General features: G+C 56.3%; 15 protein-coding genes. 8 read left to right on the forward strand and 7 right to left on the reverse strand.

Going from position 1 to position 17,816, the window contains the following annotated elements; all coding sequences use genetic code 11:
- Positions 1 to 46 precede the first annotated feature (46 nt).
- The 8 genes from C3Z11_RS13275 (at position 47) to C3Z11_RS13310 (ending at position 9,497) form a co-directional block, all read left to right on the forward strand.
- Entirely contained in the window at positions 47 to 982 is a 936-nt protein-coding gene (locus C3Z11_RS13275) for a polyprenyl synthetase family protein (RefSeq protein WP_106478427.1), read from the forward strand.
- Positions 983 to 991: 9 nt separating this feature from the next.
- Positions 992 to 2,455 carry a phytoene desaturase family protein gene (gene crtI, locus C3Z11_RS13280; protein WP_106478428.1) on the forward strand — a complete coding sequence of 488 codons (1,464 nt, stop codon included), beginning with the start codon at positions 992 to 994 and terminating at the stop codon, positions 2,453 to 2,455.
- A 19-nt stretch (positions 2,456 to 2,474) separates the two neighbouring features.
- Positions 2,475 to 3,401, forward strand: a complete 927-nt coding sequence (locus tag C3Z11_RS13285; RefSeq protein WP_106478429.1) for a phytoene/squalene synthase family protein — start codon at positions 2,475 to 2,477, stop codon at positions 3,399 to 3,401.
- 9 nt (positions 3,402 to 3,410) lie between these two features.
- The gene (locus tag C3Z11_RS13290) at positions 3,411 to 4,547 is read left to right on the forward strand and encodes a lycopene cyclase family protein (protein WP_106478430.1); all 1,137 of its coding nucleotides are present in this window, start codon (positions 3,411 to 3,413) and stop codon (positions 4,545 to 4,547) included.
- A gap of 246 nt (positions 4,548 to 4,793) precedes the next feature.
- Positions 4,794 to 5,795 carry a TRAP transporter substrate-binding protein gene (locus tag C3Z11_RS13295; protein WP_106478431.1) on the forward strand — a complete coding sequence of 334 codons (1,002 nt, stop codon included), beginning with the start codon at positions 4,794 to 4,796 and terminating at the stop codon, positions 5,793 to 5,795.
- 31 nt (positions 5,796 to 5,826) lie between these two features.
- Positions 5,827 to 6,483: a TRAP transporter small permease gene (locus C3Z11_RS13300; RefSeq protein WP_106478432.1), complete on the forward strand. Its 657-nt coding sequence runs from the start codon at positions 5,827 to 5,829 to the stop codon at positions 6,481 to 6,483.
- On the forward strand, positions 6,480 to 7,763 hold the full coding sequence (locus tag C3Z11_RS13305) for a TRAP transporter large permease (RefSeq protein ID WP_106478433.1): 1,284 nt from the start codon (positions 6,480 to 6,482) through the stop codon (positions 7,761 to 7,763). The genes C3Z11_RS13300 and C3Z11_RS13305 overlap by 4 nt, the downstream gene beginning before the upstream one ends.
- Positions 7,764 to 8,117: 354 nt before the next feature.
- Positions 8,118 to 9,497: a glutamine synthetase family protein gene (locus C3Z11_RS13310; protein ID WP_106478434.1), complete on the forward strand. Its 1,380-nt coding sequence runs from the start codon at positions 8,118 to 8,120 to the stop codon at positions 9,495 to 9,497.
- A gap of 229 nt (positions 9,498 to 9,726) precedes the next feature.
- Here C3Z11_RS13310 and C3Z11_RS13315 read toward each other — a convergent pair whose 3' ends face one another.
- The 7 genes from C3Z11_RS13315 to C3Z11_RS13345 all read right to left on the reverse strand — a co-directional run bounded on the left by C3Z11_RS13315 (position 9,727) and on the right by C3Z11_RS13345 (position 17,716).
- A complete protein-coding gene (locus C3Z11_RS13315) occupies positions 9,727 to 11,010 on the reverse strand; it encodes an NAD(P)/FAD-dependent oxidoreductase (RefSeq protein ID WP_106478435.1) in 1,284 nt (427 codons plus the stop codon).
- A 118-nt stretch (positions 11,011 to 11,128) separates the two neighbouring features.
- On the reverse strand, positions 11,129 to 12,196 hold the full coding sequence (locus C3Z11_RS13320; protein ID WP_106478436.1) for a polyamine ABC transporter substrate-binding protein: 1,068 nt from the start codon (positions 12,194 to 12,196) through the stop codon (positions 11,129 to 11,131).
- A 68-nt stretch (positions 12,197 to 12,264) separates the two neighbouring features.
- Complete coding sequence (locus C3Z11_RS13325; protein WP_106478437.1) at positions 12,265 to 13,632, reverse strand: glutamine synthetase family protein; 1,368 nt, start codon at positions 13,630 to 13,632, stop codon at positions 12,265 to 12,267.
- Between the two features lie 67 nt (positions 13,633 to 13,699).
- Positions 13,700 to 14,764, reverse strand: a complete 1,065-nt coding sequence (locus C3Z11_RS13330; RefSeq protein WP_106478438.1) for an ABC transporter substrate-binding protein — start codon at positions 14,762 to 14,764, stop codon at positions 13,700 to 13,702.
- Positions 14,765 to 14,817: 53 nt separating this feature from the next.
- Positions 14,818 to 15,621, reverse strand: coding sequence for an ABC transporter permease (locus C3Z11_RS13335; protein ID WP_106478439.1), 804 nt, complete (start codon positions 15,619 to 15,621; stop codon positions 14,818 to 14,820).
- Positions 15,618 to 16,559, reverse strand: coding sequence for an ABC transporter permease (locus C3Z11_RS13340; RefSeq protein ID WP_262927392.1), 942 nt, complete (start codon positions 16,557 to 16,559; stop codon positions 15,618 to 15,620). Before C3Z11_RS13340 ends, C3Z11_RS13335 begins: the two co-directional genes overlap by 4 nt.
- On the reverse strand, positions 16,556 to 17,716 hold the full coding sequence (locus C3Z11_RS13345; RefSeq protein WP_262927393.1) for an ABC transporter ATP-binding protein: 1,161 nt from the start codon (positions 17,714 to 17,716) through the stop codon (positions 16,556 to 16,558). The genes C3Z11_RS13340 and C3Z11_RS13345 overlap by 4 nt, the downstream gene beginning before the upstream one ends.
- Between the last annotated feature and the right edge of the window lie 100 nt (positions 17,717 to 17,816).

Consider the following 17,816-nt stretch of genomic DNA (forward strand, 5'->3'; position numbering starts at 1 on the left):
GGAATCGCGCACTGCGTAGCTTTGAAAAATTGACAGGGAATGATCAATGGAGCGCGAAACGGTGCTGCCTCTCACGCAACGCCCCCACGACCCACCCCTCGCCGTGTCTGCAGATGCGTCTATCGATGTGACCCAGGCGATACGCCGCATAATGATCGAGGCGCTGATTGAACAACATAGCGACTCGGCCATTCACGCCGCCATTCACCACCACTTCAGCGCCTGCGGTGGTTATCTTCGCGCCCGCATGGCCTTCGAGACTTCTTGCGCACTTGGCTTGTCAGAGCACGATGCCTGCTTACTTGCCTCGGTCTGCGAGCTGCTGCATAACGCCTCGCTCGTCCATGACGATGTTCTTGACCACGACACACAGCGACGCGGTCAACCCAGCATCTGGCATGCCTATAACGAAGGCGTTGCCATCTGCCTGGGCGACCTGTTCATTTCCACGGCGTTTGGCCTCTGCGCTCAGCTTGAAACGCACTGCGAGCATCTGCCGGCGCTGTTGACGCTGGTTAATGCCAAAGTCCGCGCTACCATCGAAGGTCAGGCACAAGCCTTTTCATCGGCCCTGCGTGAAACACTCGAGTTTTCCCGTTTCACAAACGCCGCCAAGGGTAAGTCCGGTCCGCTGTTCAGTCTCGCACTTGAAGCGCCGCTGATCCTGAGCGGGCATCATCACGCCCTAGACGATGCCCGCCTGGCTACCGAAGCCTTCGCTGTCGCCTACCAGATTCTCGATGATATCGAAGATTATGAGCAGGACATGGCGCTTGATGAATGCTATGGCGCTTTTAATCTGATCCGCGCTCTGGAGCGCGGCGGCGTGACGGAAAACGCGTCGCGATTTGCCTGCGAACATGCCTTGCGCCTGCTGGATGACGCACAGCGACACGCTCAGCGTCTACCCATGGCCAGTGGCAACTCTCTTCATCATCATGCCGAAATGCTCAAGCAGCGTTTCGTGCATGCTTCGATCTAAGCGACAGTCATGCAGACTATTGTTATCGGTGGTGGATTCGGCGGCATGGCGGCTGCGCTCAGGGCGCGCCGCAAGGGGCATGACGTTACGCTCATCGAGCGCTGTGAAACGCTGGGAGGCCGTGCCCAGGTCTTTGAAGACCAGGGCTTTCGCTTCGATGCTGGCCCCACCGTCATTACTGCTCCGTTTCTGTTCGATGAGCTGTTTGCGCTTTTTGACAAACGCCTTGCCGACTATGTCACCCTCGTTGCCCTAGAGACCTGGTACGAATTCTATTTCCCTGACGGCACGCGCTTCGCCTACGGGCAAGACATGGACGCCACATGCGAGCAGATTGCCCGCTTTTCACCACAGGATGTGGCGGGTTATCAGAGTCTGCTTGAGGCGTCACGCGAGATTTACAAGGTCGGCTTCGAACAACTGGCTCATGTGCCTTTTCACCGCATGAGCACCATGGCGGCACAGGTGCCGGCGCTGCTGCGTCTAGGCAGCTATCGCTCCGTATGGGGAATGGTCTGTCGTCATATTGAACACCCATGGCTCAGGCGCGCCTTTTCGATTCCTCCGCTGCTTGTCGGCGGCAATCCGTTCCAGACCACCAGCATCTATGCGCTGATTCCCTATCTTGAACGCAAATGGGGCGTGCATTTTGCCATGGGCGGTACCGGTGCACTGGTCGCAGCGCTTGAACGTTTGATGATTGAAGAGGATATCGAATTGCAGCTTGGCAGTACCGTCGAGCGAGTCATCGTCGAACATGGTGTAGCACGAGGTGTCGAGCTGGAAAATGGCGAGAGAATCACCGCTGACATCGTCATTTCTAATGCCGATGCTGCTCATCTTTATATGCATATGATTGATCAGCCCTCGACCTCGGCGCGCTTGAAGCTGGCCCGAGCGCACTATTCGATGGGGCTTTACGTGCTCTATTTCGGTACTAACCGACAGTATGACGATATTGCTCACCATACTATCTGGCTGGGCCAGCGCTACCGCGAACTGTTGACCGATATTTTTAAACACCGCACCCTTTCTGATGACTTTTCGCTTTATCTCCATCGTCCGACGGCAACCGACCCCTCTTTTGCGCCTGACGGCTGCGACTCGTTTTATGTGCTCGCGCCGGTACCCAACCTGATGGGCGAAATGGACTGGTCGATTGAGGGCGAGCAACTCGGTGACAAGATACTCGAAGCATTGGAAGATACGCTCATGCCCGGCTTGCGCGAGTCGATTGTGACGCGCTTTCACATGACCCCTGAGGACTTCAAGACCCGTTACCTGAGCATGCATGGCGCCGGCTTCTCGATAGCGCCACGTTTCGATCAATCGGCGTGGTTTCGCTTTCACAACAAGAGCGAAGGCATCGATAATCTTTATCTGGTCGGCGCCGGCACGCACCCCGGCGCGGGAATACCTGGTGTGCTGTCCAGCGCCAAGGTCATCGACACCCTGCTCCCTTCGGCGCATTGAAGACGCACGAGACGACACTATGCAACAAGCCCAGCAGACACTTGCCAAACATGGCAAATCATTCTGGTTTGCCAGTCGCTTCATGGATAAGCGCGACGCGCGCGACGCAGCCCAGCTCTATATGGTGTGCCGCGAGCTCGATGACCTCGCCGACCAGGAAATGCCGGACCCTGCCATGAATGCCCAGGCGCGCCAGCGCCTGAGCACGATTCGTCAGCAGCTAATTGCCGGTCATGGCAGTGATGTCACCGCCAACTATTTGATTGATCTGGCTGAGCGCCGCGGGCTTGACCTTCAGGCTGCAGTGGCGCTGATCGACGCGCTGATCAGCGATGTCGACCGGCCAGCCTGTATCGAAAGTGACGCCGAATTGCTCGATTACTGTTATGGCGTCGCCGGAACGGTCGGCGTGATGATGTGCCCGGTCCTGGGTGCGCCGCCGCGTGCGGTTCCCCATGCCATCGACCTTGGCATTGCGATGCAGATGACCAATATCGCCCGTGATGTGCTCGAAGATGCCACGCAGGGGCGTCGTTATATTCCGGGAAGCTGGCTTGGTGGCCGCAGTGCTGCGAGGCTGGCGCGCTGTCATGCAGAAAACTGCGATAATGCAGAGGACCGCGACACCACGGCGCGCGCTGTTGAGCGGCTGCTTGACCACGCCGAGCGTTACTATCGCAGCGCTGCCGACGGCTTCGCCTACATTCCCCCTAAGAATCGCACCGCGATTCGCATCGCCGCGGAAGTCTATCGCGGTATCGGCCAGCGTTTGCGTCAGCGTAATCATGCCTGGTGGCAAGGGCGTGTTTATGTCCCGCTCAGCGGTAAGCTGTGGCTGGCGACACGCACATTAAGCGGACGTGGCGACATTCAGGCCTCCGGGCGCGATGACCATGAAGGTGCCTTGCATCACCATATCGCCGGGCGTCCCGGAACTAATGCCTGAGCCTTTACAGTGAATCGCCACGAACTGCTGATTCTCGGCGGAGGCTGTGCCGGACTGAGCCTTGCCTATCATCTGGCGCAATCAAGGCAGGCGCCTCATACCTTGATTATCGAACCGCGTACGCTTTATGAAGATGACCGTACCTGGTGCGGCTGGCCACTGCAGCCTCACGCCTTTCAGGACTGCATCGAGGCGCGCTGGGATACTTGGCGTATCACGACATCGCAAGGGGCTCATCAAGTCGAGGCAAGCCCTTATCCCTATGAGATGATTCGCAGTTCACGTGTTTATGCCAAGGCGCTCGCCGCCATCGATGCTCACCCGAATATCGAGCGCCTCACGGGACGGCGCGTCACGAGCATCGAAGATAGCACCACAGGCGTAATCGTCACGCTCGATGACGGGCAACGCTATCAGGCACGCTGGGCCATCGACACCCTTCCTCGTCCCGAACGGCTTGCCGAGCCATGGCTATGGCAGGATTTCGCTGGTCTTGAGATTGAAGCGCCGTCTATCAATGCCGGTGATATCCCGGAACTTATGGACTTTCGCGTGGCGCGTGCAGACGCACTTGATTTCATTTATGCGCTGCCCTTCGCACCGCAGCGAGCGTTGTTTGAATGGACCCGCTTTGGACGCCCCGCCTCGAACCCACTCGAACTTGAAGCTTGCCTGATCGCTTATCTTGATGAGCGTTTTGGTCATGATTATCGTGTGCTGCGCCGAGAAACCGGCAGCCTGCCCATGGCGCCCAACTCGCCTCAGTCGGGCTGCTCAGTCATCCGGGCCGGTGCCTATGGCGGATCGATGCGTGCCTCAACCGGCTACGCGTTTCATGCCATTCAACGCTGGGCTGAACCCTGCGCCCAGCAATTGCTTGCCGGTCAGTCACCTGCCGCGCCCTCGCAGAAGCGCTACCTTGTCGCCTTGGATGAAATTTACATGACCGCGCTCTCCATGAACGCAGCAATGGCGCCAGAGTTTTATCTGGCGCTTTTCAAGCAGATTGCTCCTGCTGCGGTGGTGCGCTTTCTTGCAGGTGAGCCCAGCCTTGGCGACATCGCCGCTGTTACCACAAGCTTGCCCAAACGCCCATTTCTCGCCGCCGCCTGTCACTGGGGGACGCGTCATCTATTCCGCCCTTGACCAGCTGCGCTATTTGCTTAGCAACATGATGTACTACCGCATTGTTGCCCTACCTCATTGATTAGCCAGCTTAGTTAAAACAATAGAACTTATAAGGACTTAGACCATAGTCTAGCTGGCGTTTATTCCCCCTTAACTTTCTACTGCACAGGCCGTCAATGCGTTAACGGCTCCCATTAAATGACACGCGCATTAATGTAAGCCTGCTCGTTTATTGCCTTTCTTTATTTGTCATTCGGAGAACTCATGATGAAGCGTATCGCCAAACCGATCGCATTTATTGCCGGCCTGGCAGCACTGCTTGGCGTATCCATTGCGCAGGCAGAAGAGATTGTCATCAAGTTCTCGCATGTGGTTGCCGACAGCACGCCCAAGGGTCAAGGCGCGCTTATGTTCCAGAAGCTGGTCAAGGAGCGCCTCGGTGACAAGGTTCGGGTTGAGGTTTACCCCAACTCATCGCTTTATGGCGATGGCAAGGAAATGGAAGCGCTACTGCTCGGTGACGTACAGATGCTTGCCCCGTCGCTGGCCAAGTTCGACAAATATAATGAAGCGGTGCAGATCTTCGACCTGCCCTTCTTGTTCGACAATCTGGCGGCGGTGGATCGTTTCCAGGCCAGCGAATCCGGTCAGGCGCTACTGTCCTCCATGGAAGACAAAGGCATCATCGGGCTTGGCTACTGGCACAACGGCATGAAACAGCTATCTGCCAACAAGCCTCTGCATGAACCCAAGGATGCGCGTGGCCTCAAGTTCCGCGTTCAGGCTTCAAACGTGCTTGAAGAACAGTTCAAGCAAGTGCGTGCCGTTCCACGCAAGATGAGCTTCGCCGAAGTGTATCAGGGCCTGCAGACCGGCGTTGTCAATGGCGCAGAGAACCCCTGGTCCAACATCTATAGCCAGAAATTCTACGAAGTACAGGACTACATCACCGAGTCCGATCACGGCGTACTCGATTACATGCTGATCACCAATGCCAAGTTCTGGAACGGCCTGCCTGATGATGTACGCAATGAGCTAAACGCCATCCTGGCCGAAGTCACCACTGAGGTTAATGATCAGGCGCGCGCAATCAACGAGCGTGACAAACAGAACATCATCAAGGCGGGGACGTCTGAAATCATCCAATTGACCCCGCAGCAACGCAGCGAATGGCGCGAGGCAATGCGTCCGGTATGGAAGAAGTTCGAAGGCCAGATTGGTGCTGATCTGATCGAAGCCGCAGAAAAATCGAATAGCGCTACATGATCCTCTGGGCTTCATTGGAAGGAACGCGTTGATGAAAGCAATCGCGCAGGTATGGAATCATCTGGAGGAGGGCCTGGTGGCCTTCCTTCTTGCTGCAATGACCCTCGTCACTTTCATTTATGTGATGTTCAATAACTTGTATGTTGTCTTCTATGCCGCCGCTGATGCGATGCCTGCACTGGAGGATTTCTGGTTTTCCATTGGCGATTTCCTGCTTTCTGCCGCGCAAGAAATGACCTGGAGTTCAGCCCTGACCCGCGTCTTTTTCGCCTGGCTGATCTTTCTGGGTATTTCCTACGGTATTCGCGTCGGTGCGCATATCGGGGTTGATCTGCTGGTACGGACCTTCCCTGCCCCGCTTAGGCGCGCCTGCAGTCTGCTTGTCCTCTTTATCGTGTTCGGCTATGCGATGCTGATGATGATCTCTAGCTATGACTGGGTCATGGCGCTATTCCATGCCGAGTTGGGCGCTGAAGATCTTGATGAGTTTCACATCATGCAGTGGCATATCACACTGGTGGTGCCGCTCGGCTTTGCACTGGTCATTCTGCGTCTCATCGAGGCACTCGTCCTGACCCTGAAAGGCCATCAAAACGGCTTGCAAATGGCTGATGAAGCTGCCGATGCACTCAAGCTTACCGCCGATAACGCTACCGACAAGCACCGCGACGAGGAGCCGCGCTCATGACAATCGCCTTTTTGTTCGTGGCCCTGTTCGCATTCCTGTTCTTGGGCGTCCCGATTGCGGTATCGCTCGGGCTATCCGGTGCACTGACCATCCTGCTATTCAGTGAGGATTCGATCCGCTCGCTAGCGATCAAGCTGTTCGAGACCTCCGAGCACTACACTCTGTTGGCGATTCCGTTCTTCTTGCTCTCCGGCGCCTTCATGACCAGCGGCGGCGTTGCTCGACGACTGATCGACTTCGCCAATGCCTGTGTCGGTCATATCCGTGGCGGATTGCCGATTGCCTCGGTCATGGCCTGCGTGCTGTTCGCCGCCCTTTCAGGCTCATCACCGGCTACTGTCGCCGCCGTTGGCTCAGTCGTTATCGCCGGCATGGTGCGTTCCGGTTATACCCAGTCATTTGCCACCGGCATCGTCTGTAACGCTGGCACGCTGGGCATTCTGATTCCGCCCTCGATCGTAATGGTGGTCTATGGCGCCGCCACCGAAACGTCGGTTGGCAAGCTGTTCATGGCTGGCGTAGTACCGGGCCTGCTACTCGGTCTGCTGCTGATGGTGACGATCTACATCATTGCGCGCATCAAGAACATGCCTGCGCTGCCACGCGTTCCGCTCAAGGAAACGTTGCGTCTGGCACGCAAGTCGTTCTGGGGGCTTTTGCTGATTGTGATCATTCTCGGCGGGATCTACACCGGAATGTTCACGCCGACCGAAGCAGCTGCTGTCGCCGCCGTTTATGCCGCGTTCGTTGCCGTAGTGATCTATCGTGACATCAGCTGGCGCGAGTGTCCGCGCGTTATCCTGGACGCCGCGAAGCTTAGCATCGTGCTGATGTTCATCATTGCCAATGCGATGCTGTTCGCCCACGTACTGACCACCGAGCAGATACCGCAGGCTATCACCAGCTGGGTCGTTGAACAGCAGTTCTCGCCGATCACCTTCCTGCTGGTCGTCAACCTCATTTTGCTTGTGGCGGGCAGCTTCATGGAGCCTTCGGCAATTATTCTGATCCTGGCGCCAATCCTGTTCCCGATCGCTATGCAGCTCGGTATCGATCCGGTGCACCTCGGTATCATCATGGTGGTCAACATGGAGATTGGCATGCTGACACCACCCACCGGGCTGAACCTGTTTGTCGCTTCAGCGGTTACCGGTCAATCGTTGACTCAGGTCATTCGTGCGTCGAGCCCGTGGCTATTGCTGCTGATCAGCTTCCTGATTCTGATTACTTACGTACCTTACATTTCACTGGCGCTGCCCAATCTGCTGGGCATGCCTTGAATGTGAACCTCAAACGAAACGCCCCGGCATGCCGGGGCGTTTTTTGTACTGCCATGCGCAATAGCGGATCTCACGCCCTTCATGCCTTTGTTGTTATTGCCTTGGCACCAAGATTCAGCCCTCACGAGCCCTACCTGTTATATTTTATTTTACAGTTCATGACCCATGCATGAAGTTCGCACCATCTTGGCATTTTTTATTTTCCCCTTTACTACTGAGCAAATAAGGGCATGCAGAATAACCGACATCTTGGCCGGGCCTTAAAGGGCTATCACCAATGATACTAAAAACTTGACACCTGCTCGTTGAAACTAAAAGATTAGGTGAAACAACGCTTCACACAAAGGCCCTACCATGCCCATCGATGCCTCCCCCTCCGAGGCGTTACGCTTTCTTGAACGCCATCCAGAAGTGGTCAACGTCGACTTGCTGATCAGCGACCTGAACGGCGTGCTGCGCGGCAAACGTATTCCTCGTGAGAACCTGCTCAAGGCCTATGAATACGGGGTTAATCTTCCCGCCTCACTGTTTGCGCTCGATATTACCGGCAATACGGTCGAAGAGACCGGCCTTGGCCTGGATACCGGCGATAGTGATCGTATCTGTCGCCCGGTCGCCGGTAGCCTGAAGCTGACACCATGGCAACAGCGTGTGCCTACGGCTCAGCTACTCATGAGCATGGAAGACAGCGATGGTTCACCTTATTTTGCTGACCCACGCCAAGTGCTCAAACACGTGGTGGCCAGATTCACAGAGATGGGTTTAACCCCTGTCGCTGCTGTCGAGGTTGAGTTTTATCTACTCGACCGTGAGCGCGACGACCGCGGCCGCATCCAGCCACCCCGTTCGCCATCCACCGGTGAACGCGCGCGTCACAGTCAACTCTATTCGATCAGCGAGCTCGATGAATACGCTGACTTTCTTGAAGATGTCCATCAGGCCACCAGCATTCAGCATCTGCCCCTGGATACCATGCTCAAGGAGTGCGCGCCCGGCCAGTTCGAGATCAACCTTTCCCACCGCGACGATGCTGTTCAAGCCTGCGATGACGCTGTTTTACTCAAACGCCTGATCAAGGGCGTGGCAATCAATCATGGCTTTGAAGCAACCTTCATGGCCAAGCCATACGGTCACGAAGCAGGTAGCGGCACACATATCCACATCAGTCTGATCGACGAACAAGGCCACAATGTCTTCGCTCCCGAGGCACCCAGCCGTATCGGCAGCGATCTTCTCTACCAGGCGGTTGCCGGGTTGCTTGAGCTGATGCCGGCATCTATGGCCATATGCGCACCAAACCTTAACTCCTTCCGTCGTTTCCAGCCTGGATTGTATGTGCCGCTGGCACCGACCTGGGGCTTCGATAACCGCTCGGTTGCCGTCCGCATTCCGTCAGGCAACACGATCGCCACACGTGTCGAACACCGCGTGGCTGGTGCTGATGTCAATCCGTATCTGTTGATGGCGACTCTGCTCGCCTCGATCTACCATGGCATCGAGAACAAGCACACCCCGCCGCCACCGATGGATGGCAATGCCTATAATCAGGTTGATGCCAGCCTGCCGGACAATTGGGGCACCGCGCTCGACTGTTGGGCCGAGAGCGACGTACTCGCCAGCATCCTCGGGCCGAAATTTCATCATGTCTATTATGAGAATCGCCAGGCCGAACGCACACTGGCGCAGCGCACCGTCAGCGCCCTTGAATACGACTGGTATCTGCGACTGGTTTAAAGACTTTTCATCAACTCAGCCGCGTTAGTACAGCACCTGTCAGAATGACGCGGCCGACAGACAGCCGGCCGCGTCCCAGCGGTTCAAGCAGCCATAGCACCAAGATCAACACTAAGATAGGCACGGGCGAGAAAGATATTACTTATCCTGTCTGTAACGATACGCCTATTAGCCGTATAGCGCCGCCTGCAGGGCCGATACCGTCAAGCGATAATGATCGCCCAACCGATCACATGCCCAACCGATCACGTAGTGAGTAGTACCAGGCGCCCAATGCGGAAAAAGGCACCTGCAGCTTGTGTCCGCCGGGAAATGGCAAATGCGGAATATTGGCAAAGGCGTCAAAGCGCTCATTACGTCCTGCCAGCACTTCGGCGATCAGCTTACCCGCCAGATGGGTTGCCGTCACACCATGGCCAGAATAGCCCTGAGCGTAATAAACGTTGTCATTGATGCAGCCAAACTGAGGCAGCCGATTAAGCGTCAGCAGGAAATTGCCGCTCCAGGCGTAATCAATCTTTATATTTGCTAGTGCTGGAAACGTCTGGGCGAGCTTGGGTCGAATCACCGCCTCGATGCTGGCAGGATCACGTCCGCCATACGTCACGCCACCACCATAGATCAGGCGTCGATCCGCCGATAAACGATAATAGTCGAGCAGATAGTTCAAATCCTCGACGCAGCGGTCAGTCGGCAAGAGTTGACGCGCCGTATCTTCATCGAGTGGCTCTGTGGCAACAATCTGGGTGCCACATGGCATCGTTCTGCCCGTAAGCTCCGGTACCGTATTGCCCAGATAAGCGTTCCCCGCTACCACTGCATAAGCCGCGTTGACCTCGCCCGCCGCCGTTTTTATTCGCACGCGGGAGCCATGGTTAACGGATTCCACCACAGAATGTTCATAGATCGTACCGCCCAGTGACTCTACCGCCGCGGCCTGACCAAGCACCAAATTGAGCGGATGAAGATGTCCGCCAGAATGATCGAGCAACGCTCCGGTATAGCGCTCCGAGCCGATCTCACGCTGGTAGCTTTTACCTTCAAGCAGCTCCAATTGCTGATGACCGTAACGCTCCCAAAGCGCCTTGTGCTCACGCAGATTCTGCAGCTGTTTATCATTGCAGGCAGCAAACAGGTTGCCATCCTTGAGATCGCAGGCGATAGCGTAGCGCTCGATGCGCTGACGAATGATACGATTTCCTTCGAAGGCCATATCGCCCAGCGCCTTGGCGGTATCGACACCGTAGCGTGACTCGATCATGTCCATGTCACGGCTGTAACTGTTGACGATCTGACCACCATTGCGCCCAGAAGCCCCAAATCCGACCTGCACGCTCTCCAGTACGACCACGCGATAGCCACGCTCAGCGAGATGAAGTGCCGAGGAGATACCGGTAAATCCGCCGCCAATCACGCAAACATCGGTTTCCACTCGCCCCTCCAACGCAGGACGCGACGGCGCCGTATTCATCGAGGCAGCGTAATAGGAGCTTGTATGTGAAACCTTCGTCATGCTTGCTCTCTGTTAAAAATGGTATCAAGCGTGTAACAGTGCACGTTTGTGTACACGACATCTGTGCCGTCTCGCTACCTTACCCTTGTCTGCTTCTCACCGCCTCTGCGGACTGCTTCTAGCGGCTGCGCGTCTCGTTCCATAACTGCTGGAGCAGCTGCAATTGATCGCCCTCAATGACGGGAACAAATTTCAAGCTCGCACGGGTATCATCGTCCAGCGTTGAGACTTGCTTAAGCGCCGGACTAAGCCTGTCGAAAGCCGCCTTGTTAGGTGTGCGATAAAACGTGTAGTTAGCCGTTTGCGCCGCGATATCAGGACGTAGCAGGAAGCTGATGAACTTATGCGCCAATTCAGGGTGAGGTGCGCGCGCTGGCACTACTAGCGTATCGACCCCACGTTGTGAGCCTTCTTCAGGAATGAAGAACTCAAGGTCGGCGTAGATATCCGGTGCATCGGCTTTACGATAATCGAGATCACCACTATACGTTACGGCTACCTGCGTAACGCCACGTGCCACCTGATCTATTGCCGCAGTACTGTCGGCAAATCCGCTGAAGTTAGGTCGATTCATGGTCTGGCGTATCAGCTTGGCGGCGTTGACCCAAGGTGCCTGCCCAGTACAGTCAAATACCGCGCTCTGATAGGCACACGCCATGCCGAAAGTCACTTGAGGATCTCCCCCGAGCAGTGCGAACGGCTGACTGGCATTAACCTTCGGGTCGAACAATGCTCCCCACGAGTGAGGTAAATCAGGCAGCGTTCTGGTGTTATAGACGATACCGGTCACGCCCCATAGGTAAGGCACGCTGTAGCGATCGTCAGGGTCATAAGCAGGATGTCGAAACTCATCCATAAGATGCTCACGGCCCTTGATCTCGCTAGCATCAAGCGGTTGAATCAGCCCCGCCTTGGCCAAGCGCGGCACATAATAGTCGGTAGGCACGACGACATCATACTGAGCATCACCTCCGGCACGCAGCTTGGAAAACATCTCTGCGTTGGAGGTAAAGTAGCTTTGCACCACATCGGCGTCATATTCCTGTTCAAACTGAGTAATGACCTCAGGGTCCATGTACTCGGTCCAATTGAACAGATAAAGTTTCTCTTTCGCCTGAACATCAGATGATATCAGCACCGCTGCAAATAACGCCGCATGAACAAAAACATGACATCGACTGTGCATTCCCTGCTCCCTTTCTTGTCGTTACTATGAGTCCTCATAACTATGAGTCCTCATAGTGATCGAACCGATCATACGCGCAACAGCAGATGCTCCCGTTCCCATGAGCTGATGACACGGTAATAGGCAGAGTGCTCAGCACGCTTGACCGCCAGATAACTCTTAACGAAACGCTCACCCATAATGTCGGCCAGCGCCTCGCACTCGCTCAGCAGCGCCATCGCAGGTCCAACATCTGCCGGCAGGACATACGGTGTCACACCCGCCAGTCCGGTTAACGGCGGGCGTGGATCAAGCTGCTGCATCATACCCAAGTAGCCACATGCCAGAGATGCCGCCATGGCCAGGTAAGGGTTGGCATCTGCACCGGGCAGCCGATTCTCGACGCGCATGTTTTCCGGCGCACCCACCGGCACGCGCATGCCCACGGTGCGATTATCATAGCCCCACTCGATGTTATGCGGCGCTGAACCACTCGCCTCACTCGGCATCAACCGGCGGTAGGAGTTGATATTGGGCGCAAAAAACGGCATCGCTGCCGGCATGTAGTGCTGCAAACCGCCAAGGTAATGCAGAAACAGCTTGCTTGGCTGGCCGTTTTCACCGGCAAACAGATTTTTGCCCGTCTCGGCATCCCACAGGCTTTGATGCAGGTGCATGGCGCTGCCCGGCTCATTCGCCATCGGCTTGGCCATGAAGGTGGCATACATGCCATGACGCAGCGCGGTCTCGCGCAGGGTACGCTTGAAGATCACTACCTGGTCGGCCAGGGCGAGCGGATCACCATGCTGGAAGTTGACTTCCATCTGGCCCGCCCCTTCCTCATGAATCAGCGTGTCGATGTCGAGTTCTTCGGTTTCGCAGAAATCGTACATATCCTCGAATAGAGGATCGAACTCGTTGACGGCGTCGATACTGTAGGACTGCCGTCCACTCTCCTGCCGTCCCGAGCGGCCTACCGGCGGCTCCAGCGGATAATCAGGATCAGTGTTGGTCTTGACCAGATAGAACTCGACTTCCGGCGCGATCACCGGCTTCCAGCCGCGCGCGGCGTAAAGTTCAAGCACGCGCCGAAGGACGTAGCGCGGCGCAATTTCGACCGGCTCACCGTTCATGTAGTAGCAGTCGTGGATAATCTGCGCTGTCGGGTCATCCGCCCAAGGCACGAGATAGACAGCGGAAGGATCGGCCACCAGTTGCATATCAAGTTCGGCAGGATTCCAGAACCGCAACTCGTCATCGTCGGGATAGCCGCCGGTGACCGTCTGGATAAAGATCGAATCTGGCAGCCGCGGCCGGCCACCGTTCAGATATTTATTGGCGGGCATAATCTTGCCCTTGAGAATGCCGGTCAGGTCGCTTACCAGACACTCGACTTCAGTAATACCGTGGGTGCGAAACCATTCGCTCAGATCCACGGAAGAATGCTTCAGGGTCATAATCACTCCTGGATAGTGGCACTGGCCGACGCGAGGCGTAAATGAAACGCCGCGCGCCGGCGACCCATCAGCGTGACTGTACTTCGTTCCACATCTGCTGGAACATCTGCAATTGTTGCCCAGATAGACTGGGTGTGAACTTCAACCGTGCCATATCTTCAGGACTCGGCTGCGCCGGCGGCTGCTTGAGCGCCTCGTCGAGATTAGGCACGGCCGCCTCGTTAGGCGTGGAATAATAGGTGTAGTTGGTCAGCTGAGCGCCGACCTGCGCATCGAGAATGAAATCGATGAACTTGTAGGCGAGATCAGGATGGGGCGCTTTGGCCGGAATGGCCATCGCATCCACCCAGATTTCTGACCCTTCATCGGGAATCACGAACTTGACGTTCTTGTAGCCCTCGGGATCGTCGAGCTTGTACTGCATGTAATCGCCGTTATAGGTCACGCCAAGCTGGACGATGCCGCGCGAAACCTGCTGTAGCACGGCGGTTGAATCGGTGAAGCCACTGAAATTGGTGCGGTGCTTGGTTGCCAGCATCAGCTTGGCGGCATCGACCCAGTTGTCCTTGCCGGTGCAGGCATAGTCCTTGCCCTGAAAGGCGCAGGCGGCACCGAACATCACCTGGCCGTCATTAAGCATCGAGAACGGCTGCCCCTGGTTTTTTTGCTCGTCAAATAGCAGCGACCAGCTCTTCGGCGCGTCGGGGAAGGTCTCGGTATTGTAGACCAACCCGGTAGTGCCCCATTGATAAGGCACCGTGTACTTGGCGTCAGGATCGTAATCGGGGTTGGCGAACTTTGCCATCACGTTGCCGAGATTCGACAGCTTGCTCTTGTCGAGCGGCTGCAGCAGCCCGGCTTCGATCATGCGTGGAATGAAATAATTGGACGGCACGACCACGTCATACTGGGATGTCCCGCCCGCCTGAAGCTTGGCGAACATCTCTCCCAGCGAGCCATAATAGTTTTGCACCACCTCGACGTCATATTTCTTCTCGAACGCGGAAATAATCTCCGGGTCCATGTAGTCGGTCCAGTTGAACAGATAAAGCTTTTCCGATGCGGCGTGAGCACTGCCAGCGGCAAGCGCACTCAAGAGCCCGGCGACAAGACGAATACGTATTTTCGACATGATGGTTTCCCTCGATCCCTTACTTGTTGTTGCTGACTGGTTATTGTCTGCCGTCACAAATGACGACGCTCCCTGTTGAATAAAAGACTCAGCACCGCAGCCAACGCGACAGCACCGATCATCAACGTGGCGATAGCGTTGATCTCAGGCGAGATGCCGCGCCGAATCGCACCCCAGATATAGATCGGCAGCGTGGCACTTTCAGGCCCGGCAGTGAAAAAGCTGATCACGAAATCATCCACCGACAACGTGAACGACAGGAAAAAGGCCGATAGCAGCGCCGGTTTGAGTGTCGGAATGATGAAATGCACCGCCCGTTGTAGCGGACTGGCATAGAGATCCTTGGCGGCGTCGAACAGCGTCGCGTCGAGGCCAACAAAACGCGAGTAGACGATCAACGCCACGAAGGGTATCTCGAAGGTGACATGGGCAATGATCATCGTCCCGAGCCCCGGGCTCAGCAACCCCGTCAAGCGGTTGAGTTCGACAAAGAACGCCATGTTCGAGATGCCAAAGACAATGTCCGGCATCACGATCGGCAGGTAGATCAGCACGATCAGCCAGCCCAGCTTACGCCCACGGTGGCGGTACATGCCGTAGCCGATTAATGTACCGAGAATCACCGCGATGACCGACGAGACCACCGCCAGCAGTAGCGTATGGCCAATCGCATCGATAATCAGCTCATTGCCGAGCAAGCGCTCATACCAGCGCAGCGAGAAGCCGGTAAATCGCGCCGCGCTATTGGATGAATTAAATGAAAACAGCATCACTATGACGAGTGGCGCGTAGAGAAACAGTAACGTCAGCCACCAGAAGGCGCTCAGGCCGCGCTGGAAAGCGCTCTTCTTTCTCATATTACCACCTCGTCGCCACCGCCAAGCTTGCGTCCCATACGGCGCAGCACGAACAATCCTATGAACGTTGCCAGCAGCATTAACATCGAGCCCGCCGCGCCTAGCGGCCAGTTGGAACCTGCAGCGAACTGGGTGGCGACCAGATTACCCAACATCATCGCCCGCCCGCCGCCAAGTAGCTCGGGTATCACGTACATGCCAAACGCTGGAATCGCCACCAGCACGGAGCCGGCCAGCAGGCCGGGCAGCGTCTGCGGCAATACCGCTACGAAAAAGGCCCTGACCGGCGAGGCGTAGAGATCACGAGCCGCCTCTATCAGGCCATGATTGAGCTTTTCGAAAGCAGCATATAGCGGCAACACCATAAACGGCAGGAAGTTATAGACCAGCCCCAGCGTCACGGCGAAGTTCGACGGAAACAGTCCCAGGTTAGGAGCGATTAATCCTAGCGCTTCAGCGGCATTGGACAGCGGTGTGCCCGGTGCCAATAGATTCATCCAGCCGAAGGCGCGGATGACCTGATTGGTCCATGACGGCACTACCACCAGCAGCAGCATAATCGGGCGCCACTTTTTGCGGCAGGTGGTGATGTAATAGGCAATCGGATAAGAGACCAGTACCACCAGCACCAGCGATAGCGCGGTCTGCCACAACGAGCGCAGCAATGTATAAAGATTGCCCGGGCTCCAGCCCAAAAAGCCGAAGCCTGCCAGATTACGAAAAGACTCAAGCGACAGCGGTAGCGACGGCTGGCCGTAGGGACCGTTGGTCATGAACGCCACCGAGATTAGATAAAGGCTCGGCAGCACCAGAAAGATCAATATCCATGCCGCCCCCGGCATTACCGCAACCAGCAGGTGACGCGTATCCCGCCACATGAGCCGACGGCTTCGGGCGCGCAGCGTGGCATCGATGCTTGCAGAAGAGCGAGTGTTCAAGGCGCATCCTTCAATATCACGATGTCTTCCGGGTAGATCTCGACCTTGACGAGATCGCCCACTTTGAAGAGGCGCTGGCCGCTGTTACTGACCTCTGCCATCAGCTCAGTGGTGCCACAATCGAGGCGATACTCGACGTTGCTGCCCCGGTAGAAGCGCTCCGTGATGCGTCCCTCTACGCGATTGAGATTGATTGGCGCATGGGGGCTCGGCGTACCAGGCGCACTCAGCTCAATCGTCTCGGGCCGGATCAGCGCCAGACTGCCCTCGTTGACATCATCGCTATTGAGTTCGCCCAGCGACGTGGTGAGGCGCTGACCGTCGCGTGCAGAAATCTCGAACAGATTGTCATGGCCCATGAACCGCGCGACGAAGCTGTTGGCCGGGCGTTCATACACTTCCTGGGGCGTACCAATCTGCTGAATGCGACCATCATTGAGCACAGCGATGCGATCGGACATCACCATCGCCTCCTCCTGATCATGGGTGACGAATACGAACGTCATGCCGAGGCGCTTCTGGGTGCGCTGCAGCTCGATCTGAAGCTGCTCGCGCAGTCCGGCATCGAGTGCGGACAGCGGCTCATCAAGCAACAGCACATCCGGCTCACATACCAGCGCCCGAGCCAATGCGATACGTTGACGTTGACCACCGGAGAGCTGATCGACACGGCGATCAATCAGCGCGCCGAGCTTGATGAACTCGGCGATCTCGCTTACGCGACGCTGGCGTTCAGCGCTATTGACGCCGCGCATCTTCAGACCAAAGGCGATATTGTCGCGTACCGATAAATGAGGAAACAGCGCATAGGATTGAAATACGGTGTTGACGCTGCGCAGATGCGGCGGCGTGTCGGTCACATCCATCCCACCAATACTGATCTGGCCATCATCAGGCGTATCCAGCCCGGCAAGCATGCGCAGCAGTGTGGTTTTACCGCAGCCGGAGGGGCCCAGCAAGGTAAAGAACTCGCCCTCGCGGATATCGAGATCGAGACCGTCGAGCGCTACAACACCGCCATCGAAGTACTTCTTGAGCCCGAAGATCGAGATCGAGGACGCCTGCCGTGGTGCACTGGCGTTTTCCTGCCCTGCCTCACCACGTCTCGGGTGATCACTATTCATCGTCTCGGGCGTGCCATGTGGCGCCTGGCTCATGTTTCAGCCTCTTTGAAATCGCATGCCTGCGAGTAAAAAAATGACGTCACTATGTTCGTCTTGTTAATTGCCTTACCTGAATCATCGTTAGCCGTACAGC

This window comes from Phytohalomonas tamaricis (assembly GCF_003012345.1).
Taxonomy (GTDB): domain Bacteria; phylum Pseudomonadota; class Gammaproteobacteria; order Pseudomonadales; family Halomonadaceae; genus Phytohalomonas; species Phytohalomonas tamaricis.